The organism is Vreelandella sp. L-15 (assembly GCF_056857635.1).
On the sequence record NZ_JBSXNN010000093.1, the window covers coordinates 121,641 to 139,455 of the forward strand.

Below are 17,815 nucleotides of genomic sequence, written 5' to 3' on the forward strand. Positions count from 1 at the left end.
ATGTCGTTGCACGCATGCAGCGATGCCGATACCACCCCATCAGTGCAGGGTGACCGAGAGATGCAACAAGGCATAATGGAGTTGATGTGGCGTTCCTCTCACGTTAGTGGTGGCAATGTCCACTACGTGGAAGCGCTTTACGAGCAGTACCTCGCCGATCCTGATTCTGTCTCAGACGAGTGGCGCAGCTATTTCGATCAGTTGCCGCGTGCTGAAGGCAGTGCCTCCCACGATGTTCCACTAAGCCCCATTCGTGATCAGTTCTACCAGCTTGGCCGTGAAAGGCGCCCAGGCCGGGTAGTCGCCGCGTCCGACAGCGGTGAAAACAAAAAGCAGATTAAAGTCCTGCAGCTGATTAACGCGTATCGCTTCCGTGGCCATCAAAAGGCCAATATCGACCCGCTTGGTCTGCGTAACCCTACCCCCGTCCCCGACCTCGACCTGTCATTCCATCAGCTATCCAAGGCTGATCTTGATACCGAGTTCCAGACAGGTTCTTTCTTCCTGGGTGTTGATAAAGCACCGTTGCGCGAGATCGTCGATGCGCTGGAGCAGACCTACTGCCGCTCCATCGGCTGCGAAATCATGCACATCGTGGATACCGAAGAGAAGCGCTGGCTGCAGCGTCGTTTCGAATCGGTACGCAGCGCGCCCAAGTTCAGCGATGACGTGCGCAAGCACGTACTGGAACGCCTGACGGCTGCGGAAGGTCTGGAAAATTACCTGGCCTCCAAGTACCCGGGTACCAAGCGTTTCGGCCTGGAAGGTGGCGAGTCGTTCGTACCGATGATGGATGAACTGATTCAGCGCGCCGGCGGCTATGGCACCAAGGAAGTCGTGATCGGCATGGCCCACCGTGGCCGCTTGAATCTGCTGGTCAACATCCTGGGCAAGAACCCTGCGGATCTGATCGACGAGTTCGATGGCAAGAAAGTCATCGAGCGTGGTTCTGGTGACGTGAAATACCACCAGGGCTTCAGCTCCAACGTCATGTCGCCTGGTGGCGAAGTCCACCTGGCCATGTCGTTTAACCCGTCGCATCTCGAAATCGTCGCGCCGGTGGTGGAAGGCTCGGTACGTGCCCGCCAGGATCGCCGCAATGACGCTGACGGAAGCAAAGTGCTGCCGATCAATGTTCATGGCGATGCCGCCTTCGCGGGGCAGGGTGTGGTCATGGAGACATTCCAGATGTCTCAGACCCGCGCCTACAAGACCGGTGGCACGGTACACATCGTCATCAACAACCAGGTGGGGTTCACGACCTCCAACCCGGCCGATGCACGCTCCACCGAATACTGTACTGACATTGCCAAGATGGTTCAGGCGCCGATCTTCCACGTCAACGGCGATGATCCGGACGCGGTCATTCACGCCACCCAAGTGGCCCTGGATTACCGTCAGCAGTTCAAGAAAGACGTCGTCATCGACCTGGTGTGCTACCGCCGTCGCGGCCATAACGAGGCCGACGAGCCATCGGGCACCCAGCCGCTGATGTACGCCAAGATCAAGGACCACCCCTCCTCACGCACGCTGTATGCGCAGCGCCTGATCGAGCAGGGCGTGCTGTCCGAAGACGACGCCAAAGCCATGGTGGAAACCTACCGCGATGATCTCGTGGCAGGCAATCACGTGGCCAACGCGCTGGTTCAGGAACCCAACAAGTCGCTGTTCGTCGACTGGGCTCCCTACCTGGGCCATGAGTGGACCGGCAATGCCGACACCACCTTCGACATGAAACGCCTGCAACAGCTGGCGGCGAAGATGTGTGAAATACCGGACGGTGTCGATGTTCAGCGTCAGGTCGCCAAAATCTACGAAGACCGGCGTAAAATGCAGGCGGGTGGCATGGGGCTCAACTGGGGCTTTGCCGAAACGCTGGCCTACGCCACGTTGCTCGACCAAGGTCATCCTATCCGCATCACCGGGCAGGATGTGGGGCGTGGGACGTTCTCCCACCGTCACGCGGTCGTGCACAATCAGAAAGACGGGTCGACCTATGTACCGCTGCAGAATATGGCCGACGGTCAGCCGCGCTTTACCATTCACGACTCCTTCCTATCAGAAGAAGCCGTGCTGGCATTCGAATACGGCTACTCGACCACCGCCCCGAATGACTTGGTTATTTGGGAAGCGCAGTTTGGTGACTTCGTCAACGGCGCTCAGGTGGTAGTGGATCAGTTCATCTCTTCCGGTGAGACCAAGTGGGGTCGCCTATGCGGCTTGACCATGCTGCTGCCTCATGGCTATGAAGGCCAAGGGCCCGAGCACTCTTCTGCCCGTCTAGAGCGCTTCTTGCAGCTGTGCGCCGAGCACAACATGCAGGTGTGCGTACCGACGACGCCAGCGCAGATTTTCCACCTGCTGCGCCGCCAAGTGATTCGTCCGCTGCGTAAACCGCTAGTGGTCATGTCGCCTAAGTCGCTGCTGCGCCACAAAGAAGCCGTGTCGAGCTTGGAAGATCTCGCCCACGGCAAGTTCCACATGGTACTGCCGGATCAAGCGAATCTCGACGCCGACAACGTCACCCGCGTCATTATGTGCGCAGGCAAGGTCTACTACGATCTGGTTAACTGGCGCGCTGAAAACGAGCGTGACGACACGGCGATCATTCGTCTAGAGCAGCTCTATCCCTTCCCGAAAGAAGAGCTTCTGGAAGTGCTCCAGGCGTATGCTAATGTGGAAGACATCGTATGGTGTCAGGAAGAGCCGCTGAACCAAGGCGCCTGGTACTCCAGTCAGCACCACATGCGTACCGTGGCCGATATGTTGAAAGATGGCCTTGGACGTGAGTTGAAATTCGCAGGGCGTCCTGCCTCGGCTGCTCCGGCAGCGGGCTACATGTCCGTCCACACTGAACAGCAGCGCCAGCTGGTGGAAGACGCTTTTAACCTATAAGCGCCCACCGGGTTTAGAGAACACATAAGGGAAACGACATGGCTACTGAGATCAAAGCGCCAACCTTTCCGGAATCCGTTGCCGAAGGCACCGTGGCCGCGTGGCACAAAAAGCCGGGTGACAGCGTCGAACGCGACGAGCTGATCGTTGAAATCGAGACCGATAAAGTGGTGCTTGAAGTCGTCGCACCGGAAGCGGGAACCCTGACCGACGTGATGGCCGAAGAAGGCGATACCGTCGAGTCCGAGCAGGTATTGGGCAAGATCGGCGAAGCGAGCGGTGCTGGCAGCAAGAAAGAGAGTGCCGCCAGCGATGACAGCGCCGAGAAGGCCGAGTCCAAAGAAGCCGCCAAGCCAGCCGGAGGCAAGCAGCACGACGTGAAGGCGCCTAGCTTCCCCGAGTCCATTCAGGAAGGCACCGTGGCGACCTGGCACAAGAAAGTAGGCGAAGCGGTCAAGCGTGACGAAGTGCTAGCCGACATCGAAACCGACAAGGTCGTGCTGGAAGTCGTAGCGCCTGCCGATGGTGCCCTGGCGGAAATCAAGGCAGAAGAAGGCAGCCAGGTTGAGTCCGAAGCGATTCTGGCAACCTTCGTAGAGGGCGGTGGCAGTGACCAGGCCAGCGCTTCTTCTTCCAGCAGCGCTTCCAGCGACGCTGACGATGAAGGCGCCGATGAGAAGGTGGGTGGCAAAGTGTTGGCACCGGCTGCTCGCAAGATGGTTGCCGAGCACGATCTGGACGTTTCCAAGATCGAAGGTACCGGCAAAGGCGGTCGCATTCTGAAAGAAGACGTTCAGAAAGCCGTCAAGGATGGTTCGGCCAAGAAAGCGGCCAAGTCCTCTGCACCCGCCAAAGCCGCTGCTGCGCCAGCGGTCGAGGGTGAGCGTGCCGAGAAGCGCGTACCGATGAGCCGTCTGCGTCAAACCATCGCCAAGCGTTTGGTTCAGGCACAGCAGACCGCTGCCATGCTGACCACGTACAACGAAGTGGACATGGGTGCGGTGATGTCGCTGCGTGCCCAGTACAAAGATACCTTCCTGAAGGCCCACGACACCAAGCTTGGTTTCATGGGCTTCTTCGTGAAAGCCGCCTCCGAAGCTCTCAAGCGTTTCCCGGATGTCAACGCCTCCATCGATGGCACCGATATCGTTTACCATGGTTACCAGGACATCGGTGTTGCCGTGTCGACGGATCGTGGTCTCGTGGTGCCGGTTCTGCGTGACACTGACAACATGAAAATTGCCGACGTCGAGAAGACGATTGTCGACTTTGGCAAGCGTGCGCGTGACGGTAAGCTCGGCATCGACGAAATGCAGGGCGGCACCTTTACCATCACCAATGGTGGTATCTTTGGCTCGCTGATGTCGACCCCGATCATCAACCCGCCGCAAACCGCTATCCTGGGGATGCACAAGATCCAGGAACGCCCGATGGCGGTGAACGGTAAGGTCGAAATTCGCCCGATGATGTATCTGGCACTCTCTTACGACCACCGCATGATCGACGGCAAAGACGCGGTACAATTCCTGGTTACGATTAAAGAGCTGCTGGAAGACCCGGCCCGTCTGCTGCTAGACGTATAACGAAGCGCGCTGAACCGCCTTCGCTAGTGCTGAGCACGCTGAGTTAATCGCACACAGCCTCCTACCCGCTGTCATCCACCCGGGAGGAGGCCACCAAGCTAAAGGAGCCAACATGGCTGACAAGTTTGACGTGATCGTTATTGGTGCAGGCCCTGGTGGCTACGTAGCGGCTATCCGCGCTGCGCAGCTGGGTTTGAAAGCCGCCTGTGTTGAAAAATGGATCGGTAAAGAAGGTAACGTCGTTCACGGCGGTACCTGCTTGAACGTAGGCTGTATCCCGTCCAAAGCGCTGCTTGAAGCCTCGCACAAGTTCGTCGAAGCCAAGCACGATTTCGACGACATGGGTATCGAAGCCGGCGACGTGACCATGGACGTCAAGAAGATGATGGCGCGCAAGGACAAGATCGTTAAGAACTTGACCGGCGGCATCTCTGGCCTGTTCAAGGCCAACGGCGTGACCGCCATCGAAGGTACCGGTAAAGTGGTGTCTGGCAAGCAGGTTGAGGTGACCGACCTCGACGGCAACACCACCACTTACGACGCCGACAACATCGTCATCGCGGCAGGCTCCGTGCCGGTGGAAATTCCGCCCACGCCGCTGACCGAAGGCCTAATCGTCGATTCCACCGGCGCACTGGAATTCCAGGAAACGCCGAAGCGTCTTGGCGTCATTGGCGCGGGCGTCATCGGCCTGGAGCTGGGCAGCGTATGGAACCGTCTGGGTTCTGAAGTCACCGTGCTGGAAGCGATGGACTCCTTCCTGCCGATGGTCGACACCGCGATTGCCAAAGAGACCCAGAAACTGCTCAAGAAGCAGGGGCTGGACATCAAATTGGGTGCCCGTGTGACCGGTTCGGAAGCGAACGGTGACGAAGTCGTCGTCAAGTACACCGATGCCAACGGCGATCAAGAGATGACCTTCGACAAGCTGATCGTATGTGTCGGCCGTCGTCCTTATACCAAAGGCGTTGTGGCCGATGGCGTGGGCGTCGAGCTGGACGAGCGTGGCTTCATCTTCGTGGACGACCAGTGCCGCACCAACGTGCCGGGCGTCTACGCCATCGGTGACTGTGTACGCGGTCCGATGCTGGCGCACAAAGCGTCTGAAGAAGGCATCATGGTGGCGGACATCATCGCCGGTCACAAGGCCGAGATGAACTACGACACTATCCCCAGCGTCATCTATACCTTCCCGGAAGTGGCCTGGGTCGGCATGACCGAGCAGGACGCCAAGGCCAAGGGTATCGAAGTCAAGACCGGTAGCTTCCCCTTCGCAGCCAGCGGCCGTGCCATGGCCAACAACGCCACCGAAGGCAGCGCTAAGATCATTGCCGATGCGGAAACCGACCGTATTCTCGGTATGCACATCGTGGGTCAGCACGCCGGTGAGATGATCGCCCAGGGCGTGATCGCCATGGAGTTCGGCTCCAGCGCCGAAGACCTGGCATTGACCTGCTACGCGCACCCGACTATGTCGGAAGCCGTGCACGAAGCTGCTCTGGCGGTAGAAGGTCATGCCATTCACATGGCCAACCGCAAGAAGCGCAAGTAATTCGCTAAGCAACAACCAAGCGCCACCGTCAGGTGGCGCAACACTTTCATGGTGGCGTGGCAACTCGTCGTCATGAAAGTACGGGGATGACCAGCACCTGCAAGATGTTCTTCAGGGCGACTGATCATCGTTCGAGTCACATGCAACCAATGGCATGAATCGATGAACCTTCACGAGTATCAAGGCAAACAGCTGTTTGCTGATTATGGTCTGCCAGTGTCCAAAGGCTTTGCCGTGGACACTCCCGAAGAAGCAGTAGAAGCGTGCAAAAAAATCGGCGGCGACATGTGGGTCGTCAAAGCCCAGGTTCACGCTGGCGGCCGCGGTAAAGCGGGCGGCGTCAAACTGATCAAGGACCCGGCAGAAGCCAAAACCTTCGCCGAGCAGTGGCTGGGCAAGAACCTGGTCACTTACCAGACTGACGAAAAAGGTCAGCCGGTTGCCAAGATTCTGGTAGAGACCTGCACCAACATCGCCGACGAGCTCTACCTGGGCGCGGTCGTTGACCGTACTACCCGCCGTGTGGTCTTCATGGCCTCTACCGAAGGCGGTGTTGAGATCGAAACCGTCGCCGAAGAGACGCCGGAAAAGATTCTCAAAGCTGAAATCGATCCGCTGGTCGGCGCACAGCCCTACCAAGCTCGCGAGCTGGCCTTTGCGCTGGGTCTGGAAGGCGATCAGGTGAAGCAGTTCACCAAGATCTTCCTGGGTCTCTCCAAGCTGTTCCACGACAAAGATTTGGCACTTCTTGAGATCAACCCGCTGGTCATCACTGACGAAGGCAACCTGCACTGCCTGGACGCCAAACTGGGCCTCGACAGCAACGCCCTGTACCGTCACCCGGACCTGCAGGCGATGCGCGATCCTTCCCAGGAAGATCAGCGTGAAGCCGACGCCGCGAAGTGGGAACTGAACTACGTGGCCCTCGACGGTAACATCGGTTGCATGGTCAACGGCGCTGGCCTGGCCATGGGCACCATGGACATCGTCAACCTGAGCGGCGGCAAGCCGGCCAACTTCCTGGACGTTGGCGGCGGCGCGACCAAAGAGCGCGTCGCAGAAGCGTTCAAGATCATCCTGTCTGACGACAACGTGAAAGCCGTTCTGGTGAACATCTTCGGCGGCATCGTTCGTTGCGACATGATTGCTGAAGGCATCATCGGTGCCGTTGAGCAAGTGGGCGTTAACGTCCCGGTGGTCGTTCGCCTGGAAGGTAACAACGCTGAATTGGGCGCTGAAAAACTGGCGTCTAGCGGTCTGAACATCATCGCTGCTACCAGTCTGACCGACGCGGCTCAGCAGGTTGTAAAAGCAGCGGAGGGCAAGTAATGAGCATCCTGATCGATAAGAACACCAAGGTCATCTGCCAAGGTTTCACCGGTGGCCAGGGCACGTTCCACTCCGAGCAGGCGATTGCCTATGGCACGCAAATGGTCGGTGGTGTGACGCCGGGCAAAGGCGGCCAGACGCACCTGGGCCTGCCTGTTTTCAACACCGTGAAAGAAGCGGTCGAGAAAACCGGCGCAGAAGCCAGCGTGATCTACGTACCGGCACCGTTCTGCAAAGACTCGATCCTTGAAGCTGCGAACGCTGGCATCAAGCTGATCGTGTGCATCACCGAAGGCATCGCGACCCTCGATATGCTCGACGCAAAAGTAAAATGCGACGAGCTGGGCGTACGCCTGATCGGCCCGAACTGCCCGGGCGTGATCACTCCCGGTGAGTGCAAAATCGGTATCATGCCGGGTCACATCCACCAGCCGGGCCGCGTTGGTATCGTTTCCCGCTCTGGTACCCTGACTTACGAAGCCGTTAAGCAGACCACTGACCACGGTTTCGGTCAGTCTACCTGTGTCGGTATCGGCGGCGACCCGATTCCGGGTTCTAACTTCATCGACATCCTGGAGATGTTCGAGAAGGACCCGAAAACCGAAGCGATCGTGATGATCGGCGAAATCGGCGGCACCGCCGAAGAAGAAGCCGCGGCTTACATCAAAGCCAACGTTTCCAAGCCGGTGGTTTCCTACATTGCCGGTGTCACTGCACCTCCTGGCAAGCGTATGGGCCACGCTGGCGCCATCATCTCTGGCGGTAAAGGTACTGCCGATGAGAAATTTGCGGCTCTTGAAGACGCCGGTGTGAAAACCGTACGCTCCTTGGCGCAAATTGGCGATGCACTGAAAGAAGTGACCGGCTGGTAAGCCGCGTACTTTCTTCGTGACGCTGAAAAGGGCACTCTGGGTGCCCTTTTTGCGTTTGAGGAGGTTAAGTAAAGCGGTGAGGCGGCTAGCGCTGACGCAGCAGTCGCGCGCTGTAGAGCAGTAGCAGCGGCGCACCGGCGGCAAGATACAAGTGGTAGCTAATCAGCCGCCAGATCAGCACGGCGGCCGCGGCCTGCTCCCGGCCCATCAAGGGCAGCAACAGGCTTCCCACCCCTACTTCAGCCGCCCCTGCGCCGCCAGGGAGAAAGCTGAATTGGCTGGCGGCCATAGCTAGCATCTGAGTTAAAAACGTCCAGAGCCAGTCGGCATGCCCGCCGATGCCAATCACCGCTAGGTACAGCAAGCTGTAGCGCAGCAGCCAGTGTAGGGTCGTGAGTGCCAGCATCGCTGCCAACGTGGCTTTGGGTAGCGCCAGCGTCATACGCAGCGCATGGCGACAGCGTAACAGTCGCCTAACCAGCCAGCGCCTGCGGCTAGGGCGTATCCAGGCTAGCCACTGGCGTTGAGTACGCAGCAGCTTGGGTAAGTACCCCATCATCAGCGAGACGCCCACCGCTAACAGCGCCAATCCCAGTAGCGAGAGCTGTACCAGCCCTTGGTGTGGCCACTGGGCATCCCCGAAAACCGACATCGCCACCAAACCGCTCAGCATCAGCAGAAAGAACAGCAGGTCGCACCCCTGGTCGATGAGAAACACGGCGGTGCCTTTTGAGGGCGAAAATCCCCGCTGGGCAAGTAATAACAGCAGAGTGGCCGGGCCGCCGCTACCGCCTGGTGTTGCGCAGAGCGCGCACTTCGCCGCCAGCTCGATGCCCAGCGCGCCGCGCTGCCCAAGCTGGCCAGCGCGGCCGTTCAGCATCAGGCGCAGCCGGGCGGCGTTCAAGTTCCAGCATAGCGCCGCCATGGCGATCATCAGGACCAGTAGGCTAATGGGAAACTGCGCCACATGCTCAAACGCTTTGCTGCCCCCTGCAAGCGATGTGAGCACCAGTGGCGCTACCAGAGCAGCCAGCAGTAGAACGCCGTGTAGCGGACGAAAGCGCAGCAGCCGTTGAGGTTTAGCGACGGACGACACGGGCATCGGGCTGTTCGAGTCCACAGAGGTCGACATAGTGCGTCAGCAGCGAGCCAATGACGCTATCCCAGCTAAACTGGCGCTCAACAAAATGGCGCGCGTAGCGTCCGCTGGCGGCAATATCGTTGCTAAACAGCGCGGCGCAGGCGTCCGCCATCGCGTCAGGGTCAAGCGGCTGGCAGAGCACGCCCGCGCCCAGCGGTACGTTCTCAATCAGCGCGCCTGCCCGCGCGCCAATCACCGGTAGGCCGCTGGCCATCGCTTCCTGGGCCACCAGCCCAAAGGTTTCGCGGGTGCCCGCATGCAGCAGCGCATCGCTACTGGCAAGCGCTCGGGCCACTTCATGGCTACCGCAGCAGCGGTTTACCACCGTGACATTGCTAGGTACTTGAGTCGGCATGCCCGGCCCCATTAGCAGCAGGTGGTAGTCGCTGCCAAGCGCCCGCATGGTGGCGAGTAGTACGTCGATATTCTTTTCTCGGGAAAAGCGGCCGACAAAGATCAGCAGCTTTTTATCCGCAGGAATACCCATGGCCGTACGGAAGCCGGGGTCGCGTCGTGAAGGGTGAAACTGCTCTAAATCAACCCCTAACGACTGCACGCGCACGTTGGGCACGCCCCACTCGGTGAGTCGGTTGGCCATCGCGTGGCAGGGAGCCAGCACGCTATCAAAGCGCTGGTACAGATCCACCACGTAGCGAACCAGCCGTTGGTGGACGTGTCGTCCAAAACGGTCCCCCATTAAGTTAGGTAAGTCGGAGTGATAGAAACCCACCACCGGCACACCTAGCCGCTGGCCAGCCTCCAGCGCGGCCCAGGCGGTCACATACGGATCACCTGCTTCGATCAACGTGGGGGAGAGGTCTACCAAAGCATCACGCCAAGGGCGGCGGCGCAGCGGGAATCGATAGCCTTGTCCAAGGGGCAGGTGCAGCGCCGGTAGCGTGTGGTGGTCGCCCAAACTATCACGCTCAGCCCCTGGCACCAGCAGGCTGGTACGGAGGTTGGGTGTGCGCGAGAGGACGCGGTGCTTGGCCTGTAAATAGGTGCGAACGCCGCCACTTGCCGGGGCGTGGAACATGGTCACATCGGCGATGTGCAAGGTAACCTCCGAGCCACATGAGTGTCATCGAATTACCTTAGGGTAGAAATAAGTCAGTTCTGCGACAACGTCACCTTGGAGCAGAAATAAAAACGCCACGGCAAAGCCGTGGCGCGAACACGTGTTGGCTGCGTTTAGTCAGCAGGTTTGGCGACCAGCGATCGTGTCTCTTCACGGGCTTCCGTGAGTGATACGCGCAGGCTATCGCCCAGCTTGAAGCGCTCTTCGCCTTCGATCTGAATGCGGCCCTCTTTGTCATCGATGACCACTTTATCGCGGTCACTGTGCATCAAGGGGGCAGGCACGAACGCCGTCGCGCCGTTTTCTATCAGGCGAACCCGCATACCGCCACGGTTGATCGCCATGATTTCGGCGTCGAAGGTGTCCTGATTCTGCGCCGCCGGGGTCAGGTAGCGCACGTAAAGCCAATCTTTCACGTCGCGCTCGGCCATACGGTTCAGACGGCGGCGCTCGGTGAGCTGCTCGGTGAGCTGCTGGCTGGCTTCTGCCGGAGCCTGCTCACCCTTCAGCACGCGCTTGATCAAGCGGTGGTTGACCATATCGCCATACTTACGAATCGGCGAGGTCCAGGTGGCGTAGGCGGGCAGCCCCAGGCCGAAGTGCGGGCCAGGCTGAGCCGACATGCTGGTGAAGCCCTGGAAACGGCGCAGGCGCGCATCCAGCCAAGCGTCGTCGCGGCTTTCAAGCGCACGCTTCAGCTCCTTATAGTGGGCAAGCTCGGTAAGTGCTTCCTGGGCCACTTCGATGTCTTGAGTCGCCAGGAACTCTTGTGCCGCTTCAGCTTTTTCCGGCTCGAAAGCGCGGTGTACGTTGAAGATTCCGTGGCCGATATGGCTAGCCAGGAAATCCGCGCAGCAGGCGTTGGCAGCAATCATCGACTCTTCGATCATACGGTTGGCAATGCGGCGGTCTTCGGTGTGAATCCCCAGCACGTTGCCCGCTTCATCCAGATCAAACACGTAATCAGGACGATCTCTAAATACCAGCGCGTGCTCGTTGCGCCACGCGGTACGCGCTTCGGTCAGCTCACGCAGGGCGTGTAGCTGCTCGGCAATATTATCTGCCGGTGCCCAGTCGCCTTGACCTTCAATCCAATCAGAGACGCGCTCGTACACTAGCTTAGCGTGGGACTTCACGTTGGCCGCGAAGAAGCGGTAGTCGCCCAGGCTGCCGTCGGCGTTAATGTTCAGCGTGCAGGCCAGGGCAGGGCGCTCTTGGCCTTCCCGCAGCGAGCAAAGATCATCCGCCAACTGCTCGGGCAACATGGTCACGTTCTGGCCCGGCAGGTACACGGTAAATGCACGGACGCGGGCTTCCAGGTCAGCAGCGTGGCCCTCTTCCACATAAGCGGTGGGGTCGGCAATCGCCACGCTCAGCTGCCAGCCGCCTTCGGGACGGGCCACCACATGTAGGGCATCGTCCATGTCTCGCGTCTTTTCGCCGTCGATGGTAAAGAAGGGCTGTGCGGTGAGGTCTTCCCGCGTCAGTCCCTCGTCGCGTAGCGGCCAATCGCTGCCGGCATCCGGGCACTCTTGCTCCAGCGCGTGGCGAGCAAGCGTCACGCGCCACGGCACGGCGGGGTCGTCGGCTTTGGCCACCAACTCATCGATCTGGGAGAAGAAGCCGCGGTCGTTCTCTTTTAGCGGGTGACGCACCAAACGCGCCACGACCCAATCGCCGTCGGCAATGGAGTCTTCATCCAGGCTATTTTTGATGCGTGCTTTTAGAACGTTGCGAATCGAGGGGTGATCCGGCACCACCGCGAGGCGGCCTTCGCGCTTTTGCACGCGAGCAACGAAGCGGTCTAAACCGGCTTCAATAAGCTTTTCAGGCTCAACCGACTTTTTATCGCCGTTCTCGTGAATCACGGCTTCCACACGGTCGCCGTGCAGCACCTGTTTCATGGCGGGGGGCGGCACGAAATAGGATTCGCCGCTATCAGTTTCAAGAAAACCAAAGCCTTTTTCTGTGGCTTTGATCACCCCTTCAGCGCGCGGGGTGGTTTCACGGATCTGTTGCTTGAGCTGGGCAAGCAGGGAGTTGTTTTGAAGCATGTGTTCAATCAGTTGGCGAGAGTAGGTTGCCACTATACGGATTCCCACTGGCTGCGCCAATCGTTGCCCCTGGGGAAGTGGCGACGGCGACGGCAGGTCAATGACTTACTTACGGTTGGCTGAATCGGTTAAGCTGAGCGAACTGCAACGTTACTCTGCTAACGCACAAGGAGCGCTTTGATGACCCCTCGCCTGATCGTTTCCGACCTTGACGGTACCCTGTTAGGCAGCGACCACCGGTTACATGACAGCACCATTGAGGTGCTCCAAGAGTTGGTTCGGCAGGGGCACCACCTGGCGCTGGCTTCGGGCCGCCACTACCACGATATGCGCGTCTTCCGCGATGAGCTGGGCGTGCCTGCTCACCTGATTAGCACCAACGGGGCTTACACCCACGACCCAGACGGTGGCTTGGTTAGCGCGTCGCACCTCAACCCGGATCACGCCCACGCGCTGATTCATTTACCCCGGCCGCCACAGGTGCGCCTCAACCTTTACCGCGAAGCGGGCTGGCATGTGGACGCCGAAGCGCCACACCTGCTTTCACTGCACGCCTCGACGGGCTTTCGCTATGAGGTCGTGCCACCGGAGCAGATGGACGCCAACGGCGTAGGTAAAGTGCTCTATTTGGGCAACCCGGATGCGCTGGCAGAGCTGGAGGCTCAGGCCCAAGCGGCGCATGGCGATGGGCTGCACATTACCTACTCCACGGTGGACTCGCTAGAGATCATGGCGGGCGGAGTGAATAAAGGCGTGGCGCTCGCGGCGTTGCTGGAGTCGCTTGGGCTCACCGCCGCCGACTGCCTGGCCTTTGGTGATAACCTCAACGACACCGAAATGCTCACCTTGGCAGGCGAGGCCCAGGTGATGGCCAACGCTCATCCGGCGCTGTTCGATCGCGTGCCAGAAGCCCGGCGGATCGGCCACCACGGCGAAGCAGCGGTGGCGTTATTCCTGAAGCAGCGCTTTGGGCTTTAGCATTTGTTGCTGTCATTATTGCTCTGCCACCTTAGTCGATAGCCGCTTGCGGTAGGCGGAGCGCTCCACCATCATCTAGCCCCTAAAACGATAATAACCTTCAGGAGTGGGGCGAGCTTGGCCTGCTAGGTGACTTAAATGAAGTGGCGGATGCCGAAGGCTGGAACGACCTGTTACAGCCGGTGGTTCTGGGTCTACGGCCCGAGCACTTCAGCGAAGAGGATGTGCGGCTGAGCGGTATTAATCGCTGTTGCGTGCGGCGGGGGCGGGCTCTTTATCAAGCCGCTTGATCTGCCGCCAGAGGTCTTGGCGAAGGTCGGCTAGTTTGGGCTGCTCTTCTGGGGTAAACGCCACCGGGCGGCACAGTCGCTGCGCGCGCATACCCAGGCGGGCGCTCAGCAGCCCCGTCGCTAAGCCCTGGCCGGCTCTTGCTGAAAGGCGGCCTGCCAAATCCAGCGAGAGCATGTCCATGCTGGCATCGGTAGCCAGTTCGCTGGCGCCTGCAAACGCCATGTTATGCAGCACGTGGCGAAATAGCCGCAGGCGGCTGGCGTAGCCAAGTTCCAGGCCGTACAGGCGGCTCAGCCTATCCACCATGGCAAGGCTGCGCCACGCCACCAGCGCCATATCCACCAGGGTTAGCGGGGAAACCGCCACCATGATGGCGGTTTCCCCCGACATGCGCGTAATCAACCGCTGAGCTTCCCGGTCACGGGGGGCTAGCAGGTGGTAGCGCAGCAGGGTTTGAATCTCTTCACCGCTATGGTGCGGCTGGCACGCTCGCTGAAAGGCCAGCCAGTGCGGGTCGTCGTTGCTCAGTGCAAGCTGCTGTTTTAATTGAACGGCCATCGCCTGGGCTTGTTTGCTGGAGCGCTGGGGAAGCTCGGCTAGGTTGGCCCGTAGCTGATCGTGCCGCTTTAAGCGCCGCAAACGGCCCAGCTCCTTGAGAAGCGATACGCCGCCCAAGCCAATCAGGCTAATCCCAAACAGCTGCCATGCCATCGCCATCCACTGGGACTGGGACAGCGCATCAGGAATGCCGGTTGCCAGCTCTACCGTGCCGAGTGTGGCACCGCCTGCCAAGGCGAACATCAGCCCCCAACGGCGCTTGCGGGGCGCGCCAAGGGTCTCTTCCGGCAACGCTTTGAGTTCGGCTTGGGTCGCCAGCGGCTGGTGTGATTCAGTCGCCGCAAAGCGTTCGTGCTGGCGCAGGGTTTCCTGGGTAGGTTCGGGCGGCGCTTTGGTGTGGAAGTCGCGGCGGGGCTGAGGGTTGCTCATGTCAGTTTGTCTCCAATCAGCCAATCAATCGCGGCGTCCATACGGATGTGGGGCAGTGCCTCGCTATCGGCGGGCATCGGGCGGAAGCTGGGGAAATCAAACCCTTGCTGCTGCCAAAAATCGGCTTTGGGCAGGCGGCTGGGCACATCGCCGGGGTAAACCAGCACGTCTTCACCTTCTAACGTGGTGCCTTTCAGCGCTGGTGTTCGCTTGCCATCATGAAGCACTTCGCGGGCCTCGGTGGCGCGAATGGCCGCCAGCGACAGCGCTTTCACCGGGATATCGGCAAAGCGTAAGTCTTTCAATGGCTCCGCCAGCAGCGCTTCTAACAGCTGCACTACGTGGGTGTGTTGGTCGGGCGTCACGTGGTCCGCTTTGGTAGCGGCAATGGCGAGGCGGTCAATTTTGGGAGCGAACAGACGGGTCAGCAGGCTGCGCTTGCCGTAATCAAAGCTCTTCATCAGCTGTTGCAGCGCGCGGGAAAGATCCTCGAAGCGCTCCGGCCCGGCATTGAGCGCGCCCAGCACGTCCACCAGCACAATCTGGCGGTCAAATCGGCGGAAGTGGTCGCGGTAGAAGGGGCGAACTACCTGCTGCTGATAGTAGCGAAAACGCGCCGCCAGGGTGGCGTAGAGGCTCGATTCGGGTAGGGCGTCGAGGGTTTCTTTGGGAGTATCTAATCCGGGCAGCGGGAAGAACTGCAGCACCGGCGCGCCATCCAGCTCGCCGGGCAGCAAAAAACGCCCCGGCTGCAGGTCAGAAAAGCCCGCCTGCTTGGCGCGACGCAGGCCCAATGCGTAGGCCTCGGCCAGCGTGGCGAGCTGTGCTTCATCGGCTTCTGCCGTAGGGTCTAGCTGCTCTGCCTCGGCCAGCCATTCGCTAAACAGTGCCCGGCGATGAGGGCCTTCGTGCTGGGCCTGGCTCTGGCTCCAGCTGTAGAAGTCGTGCTGGAGCAGCGGCAAATCCAGCAGCCATTCGCCGGGGTAGTCGAACAGGTCCAGCGTCAGGTGAGCGATGTCCGGCGTAAACCAGCCCTGTTGGGCAGGGCGGTAGCGCAGCTGTAAACGCAGCTCGCTAATGCCGCGGGTGGGCTCGGGCCAGCGCGGCGGTGTGTCTCTCAGCGAGGCCATGCCGGGGTCATAGGGGAAACGTGGCACGCCTAAGTCCGGCTGATTTAAACGCTGCGCGCCTAGCAGTCGGCCTTCACGGGCAACCGGTAGTAGGTCTAACTGTGCTTCTACGCCTGCATGGCGTAGTTGGTTCACCAGCGAGGTTAAAAACGCCGTTTTACCCGCTTGCGAAAGGCCTGTCACCGCCAGCCGCAGCTGCCGGTCTCGGCTTCGCTCTAACATATTGCTCAATTCGCGGCTTAACGGCTGGCGCATCCTGTCGCTTCCTTCATCGGGTGGGGCATCTTGGCAACGTAGTCGAGCGTTAGCGCTGCCACATCAAGACAAGCTGGGAGAGCATGGGCAGGGTCGCAATGATAAAACCGACGACCGCGAGGCTATAGCCGGGCCAGCGGCGCTGCATTTTTTGTGCAAGCGTTAAGCCAACCAAGCACACCACCATGCCAATCAGGTTAAAGGCAAGCGTGGCTGCTTCCAGCCATTGCTGTGGATCCATCGTCTCTCCTTTGGGGGGATATCCATGGCCTGATCATAGCAAATCCTTGATGAACCGATCATTAACCGCGGCTTATTGTCGTCCCTAGCAGGTGCTGCGCCCCGGGTACCAACCAAACCGGATCAAGGCGAGTATTGGCGGCCTCGATGCATAAAAAGTGTGTGGCGGCGTCGGCGGGTGTGTCGCTGGGCAGGTCGCTATCCGGGTGCCAGACCACCGTGGAGTCGCTGGACTGCTTACCGATGCGCAGCGTGCGCTGGCCGTCGTTGAGCAGCACCGCTTCATTGGTGTGATAAATACGGTCGACCGGGCCACGAATCGCCAGCGTGCCCTGTTGCTCAGATTCCGCAAAGTCACGCAGCTTATCCAAATAGCGCGCGCCTGCTAGGCCTTCTAAGCGGCATTGATGCACCTCATTAACGGCCAGGTAGGTATGCAGTGCGCCGCTGGTTTTGATCGGAGCATCGCCAATGTTTTCGCTGATGATCTCAACGTTTAGCCGCTGGGCGTTGGCTTGAATGACCACGCGGGCGGTGAGCTGGCTATGCAGACACTCTTCCGGCGAGAGATGGACCTCGATGCCTTCGGCGTGGTCGTCAACGGCGTCCAGACGCCACATGGCGTGGCGGGCAAGCCCATGGAAGGGGCCGTTACGCTCGGGGCTTTCGTCAGCGTAGCGCTCGTCGGCAAACCAGGGCCAGCAAAGCGGAATGCCGCCACGAATCGCGCCCGGCAGCGCCTGCGGCGTTGGCGTTACCCATAGCCAGCCAGTGTCGTTTGTTGGCTGAAAGTGCAGCACCTGTGCGCCTTGCAGGCTAATGACCATTTCCCCCCAGGCCATGTTGAAGAGTGCGACGTCACGGCCCTCCCAGGTGGCGCGTTGATGACCATCAACATGGCTAAGTAGCTGTTTAAGGGAGTCGGGAATCATAAGAGGATCCTTGTGGGAAAAGGCAACAAATGGGCAGAACAGTAGCGCCGTGTGCTATGGTAGGACAAGCATAGATGGAAGGTAAAACCCCAAGCTGAGTGAAACCAAGGAGGTAGTATGGGCTTTATTGCGTGGTTAATCATTGGTGGTTTAGCTGGCTGGATTGCTGGCAACATCATGCGTGGCGGTGGTTTTGGTATTTTAGGCAACATCGGCGTGGGTGTGGTTGGCGCGCTCGTCGGGGGCTTCTTATTTAGTTTGCTGGGTTTACAGGCGGGTGGCTTTATCGGCTCGCTGGTCACGGCAACCGTGGGGGCGGTGGTCTTGCTATGGGTCATTAGTAAAGTCAAAAGCGCTTAGCCTGGATTTCTCATAGTACCTCAGCCAGTACCGCACTCAGGCTGTAACACCGCTAAACACCTACTGGCTCGACTTACATCGGCTACTTTTTAACCACTTTCCGGCGTTCAGACACACTTCCCCCTTTCCCCCATTGCT

The 17,815-nt window shown here is 59.6% G+C and carries 14 protein-coding genes; 7 read left to right on the forward strand and 7 right to left on the reverse strand.

From position 1 onward, the window contains the following. The first annotated feature begins 60 nt into the window (after nt 1-60). The 5 genes from AC13CY_RS15095 (at nt 61) to sucD (ending at nt 8,231) form a co-directional block, all read left to right on the forward strand. Complete coding sequence (locus AC13CY_RS15095; RefSeq protein WP_228219167.1) at nt 61-2,895, forward strand: 2-oxoglutarate dehydrogenase E1 component; 2,835 nt, start codon at nt 61-63, stop codon at nt 2,893-2,895. Nucleotides 2,896-2,933: 38 nt separating this feature from the next. After that, nucleotides 2,934-4,478, forward strand: a complete 1,545-nt coding sequence (gene odhB, locus AC13CY_RS15100) for a 2-oxoglutarate dehydrogenase complex dihydrolipoyllysine-residue succinyltransferase (protein WP_044627830.1) — start codon at nt 2,934-2,936, stop codon at nt 4,476-4,478. A 112-nt stretch (nt 4,479-4,590) separates the two neighbouring features. Further along, nucleotides 4,591-6,030 carry a dihydrolipoyl dehydrogenase gene (gene lpdA / locus AC13CY_RS15105; protein ID WP_044627829.1) on the forward strand — a complete coding sequence of 480 codons (1,440 nt, stop codon included), beginning with the start codon at nt 4,591-4,593 and terminating at the stop codon, nt 6,028-6,030. Nucleotides 6,031-6,192: 162 nt separating this feature from the next. Continuing rightward, complete coding sequence (gene sucC, locus AC13CY_RS15110; RefSeq protein WP_016914526.1) at nt 6,193-7,359, forward strand: ADP-forming succinate--CoA ligase subunit beta; 1,167 nt, start codon at nt 6,193-6,195, stop codon at nt 7,357-7,359. After that, nucleotides 7,359-8,231 (forward strand): succinate--CoA ligase subunit alpha, encoded by an 873-nt coding sequence (gene sucD, locus AC13CY_RS15115; protein WP_044627828.1) that lies wholly within the window; start codon nt 7,359-7,361, stop codon nt 8,229-8,231. The genes sucC and sucD overlap by 1 nt, the downstream gene beginning before the upstream one ends. A gap of 85 nt (nt 8,232-8,316) precedes the next feature. Here the strand turns inward: sucD and gpgF are convergent, their stop codons facing one another. The 3 genes from gpgF to AC13CY_RS15130 form a co-directional block, all read right to left on the reverse strand. After that, a complete protein-coding gene (gene gpgF, locus AC13CY_RS15120) occupies nt 8,317-9,333 on the reverse strand; it encodes a glucosaminyl phosphatidylglycerol flippase (protein ID WP_483052748.1) in 1,017 nt (338 codons plus the stop codon). Further along, a complete protein-coding gene (gene gpgS / locus AC13CY_RS15125; RefSeq protein WP_483052749.1) occupies nt 9,311-10,429 on the reverse strand; it encodes an N-acetylglucosaminyl phosphatidylglycerol synthase in 1,119 nt (372 codons plus the stop codon). Before gpgS ends, gpgF begins: the two co-directional genes overlap by 23 nt. Before the next feature lie 134 nt (nt 10,430-10,563). Beyond that, complete coding sequence (locus tag AC13CY_RS15130) at nt 10,564-12,504, reverse strand: exoribonuclease II (protein ID WP_483052755.1); 1,941 nt, start codon at nt 12,502-12,504, stop codon at nt 10,564-10,566. A 180-nt stretch (nt 12,505-12,684) separates the two neighbouring features. Here AC13CY_RS15130 and AC13CY_RS15135 point away from each other — a divergent pair, with 180 nt between their 5' ends. After that, nucleotides 12,685-13,482, forward strand: coding sequence for a Cof-type HAD-IIB family hydrolase (locus AC13CY_RS15135; protein ID WP_044627825.1), 798 nt, complete (start codon nt 12,685-12,687; stop codon nt 13,480-13,482). Between the two features lie 240 nt (nt 13,483-13,722). On the opposite strand, the gene AC13CY_RS15140 is transcribed toward AC13CY_RS15135, so the two are convergent. The 4 genes from AC13CY_RS15140 to AC13CY_RS15155 form a co-directional block, all read right to left on the reverse strand. Further along, complete coding sequence (locus tag AC13CY_RS15140) at nt 13,723-14,760, reverse strand: YcjF family protein (RefSeq protein WP_287836494.1); 1,038 nt, start codon at nt 14,758-14,760, stop codon at nt 13,723-13,725. Continuing rightward, entirely contained in the window at nt 14,757-16,145 is a 1,389-nt protein-coding gene (locus tag AC13CY_RS15145) for a YcjX family GTP-binding protein (RefSeq protein ID WP_483052750.1), read from the reverse strand. Before AC13CY_RS15145 ends, AC13CY_RS15140 begins: the two co-directional genes overlap by 4 nt. A gap of 49 nt (nt 16,146-16,194) precedes the next feature. After that, nucleotides 16,195-16,386, reverse strand: coding sequence for a hypothetical protein (locus tag AC13CY_RS15150; RefSeq protein ID WP_058576924.1), 192 nt, complete (start codon nt 16,384-16,386; stop codon nt 16,195-16,197). Nucleotides 16,387-16,447: 61 nt separating this feature from the next. Beyond that, entirely contained in the window at nt 16,448-17,317 is an 870-nt protein-coding gene (locus AC13CY_RS15155; RefSeq protein WP_483052751.1) for a D-hexose-6-phosphate mutarotase, read from the reverse strand. A gap of 117 nt (nt 17,318-17,434) precedes the next feature. Between AC13CY_RS15155 and AC13CY_RS15160 the strand changes: the two genes are divergently transcribed. Further along, the gene (locus AC13CY_RS15160) at nt 17,435-17,677 is read left to right on the forward strand and encodes a GlsB/YeaQ/YmgE family stress response membrane protein (RefSeq protein WP_044627819.1); all 243 of its coding nucleotides are present in this window, start codon (nt 17,435-17,437) and stop codon (nt 17,675-17,677) included. Nucleotides 17,678-17,815: the final 138 nt, after the last annotated feature.

What these genes read in the sequence shown, in the direction of transcription:
- AC13CY_RS15160 (WP_044627819.1), top strand. Translation starts at nt 17,435, where the DNA reads ATGGGCTTTATTGCGTGGTTAATCATTGGTGGTTTAGCTGGCTGGATT.
- AC13CY_RS15130 (WP_483052755.1), bottom strand. Translation starts at nt 12,504, where the DNA reads ATGCTTCAAAACAACTCCCTGCTTGCCCAGCTCAAGCAACAGATCCGT.
- AC13CY_RS15150 (WP_058576924.1), bottom strand. Translation starts at nt 16,386, where the DNA reads ATGGATCCACAGCAATGGCTGGAAGCAGCCACGCTTGCCTTTAACCTG.
- gpgF (WP_483052748.1), bottom strand. Translation starts at nt 9,333, where the DNA reads ATGCCCGTGTCGTCCGTCGCTAAACCTCAACGGCTGCTGCGCTTTCGT.
- AC13CY_RS15145 (WP_483052750.1), bottom strand. Translation starts at nt 16,145, where the DNA reads ATGCGCCAGCCGTTAAGCCGCGAATTGAGCAATATGTTAGAGCGAAGC.
- odhB (WP_044627830.1), top strand. Translation starts at nt 2,934, where the DNA reads ATGGCTACTGAGATCAAAGCGCCAACCTTTCCGGAATCCGTTGCCGAA.
- sucC (WP_016914526.1), top strand. Translation starts at nt 6,193, where the DNA reads ATGAACCTTCACGAGTATCAAGGCAAACAGCTGTTTGCTGATTATGGT.
- lpdA (WP_044627829.1), top strand. Translation starts at nt 4,591, where the DNA reads ATGGCTGACAAGTTTGACGTGATCGTTATTGGTGCAGGCCCTGGTGGC.
- AC13CY_RS15095 (WP_228219167.1), top strand. Translation starts at nt 61, where the DNA reads ATGCAACAAGGCATAATGGAGTTGATGTGGCGTTCCTCTCACGTTAGT.
- AC13CY_RS15155 (WP_483052751.1), bottom strand. Translation starts at nt 17,317, where the DNA reads ATGATTCCCGACTCCCTTAAACAGCTACTTAGCCATGTTGATGGTCAT.
- sucD (WP_044627828.1), top strand. Translation starts at nt 7,359, where the DNA reads ATGAGCATCCTGATCGATAAGAACACCAAGGTCATCTGCCAAGGTTTC.
- AC13CY_RS15135 (WP_044627825.1), top strand. Translation starts at nt 12,685, where the DNA reads ATGACCCCTCGCCTGATCGTTTCCGACCTTGACGGTACCCTGTTAGGC.
- AC13CY_RS15140 (WP_287836494.1), bottom strand. Translation starts at nt 14,760, where the DNA reads ATGAGCAACCCTCAGCCCCGCCGCGACTTCCACACCAAAGCGCCGCCC.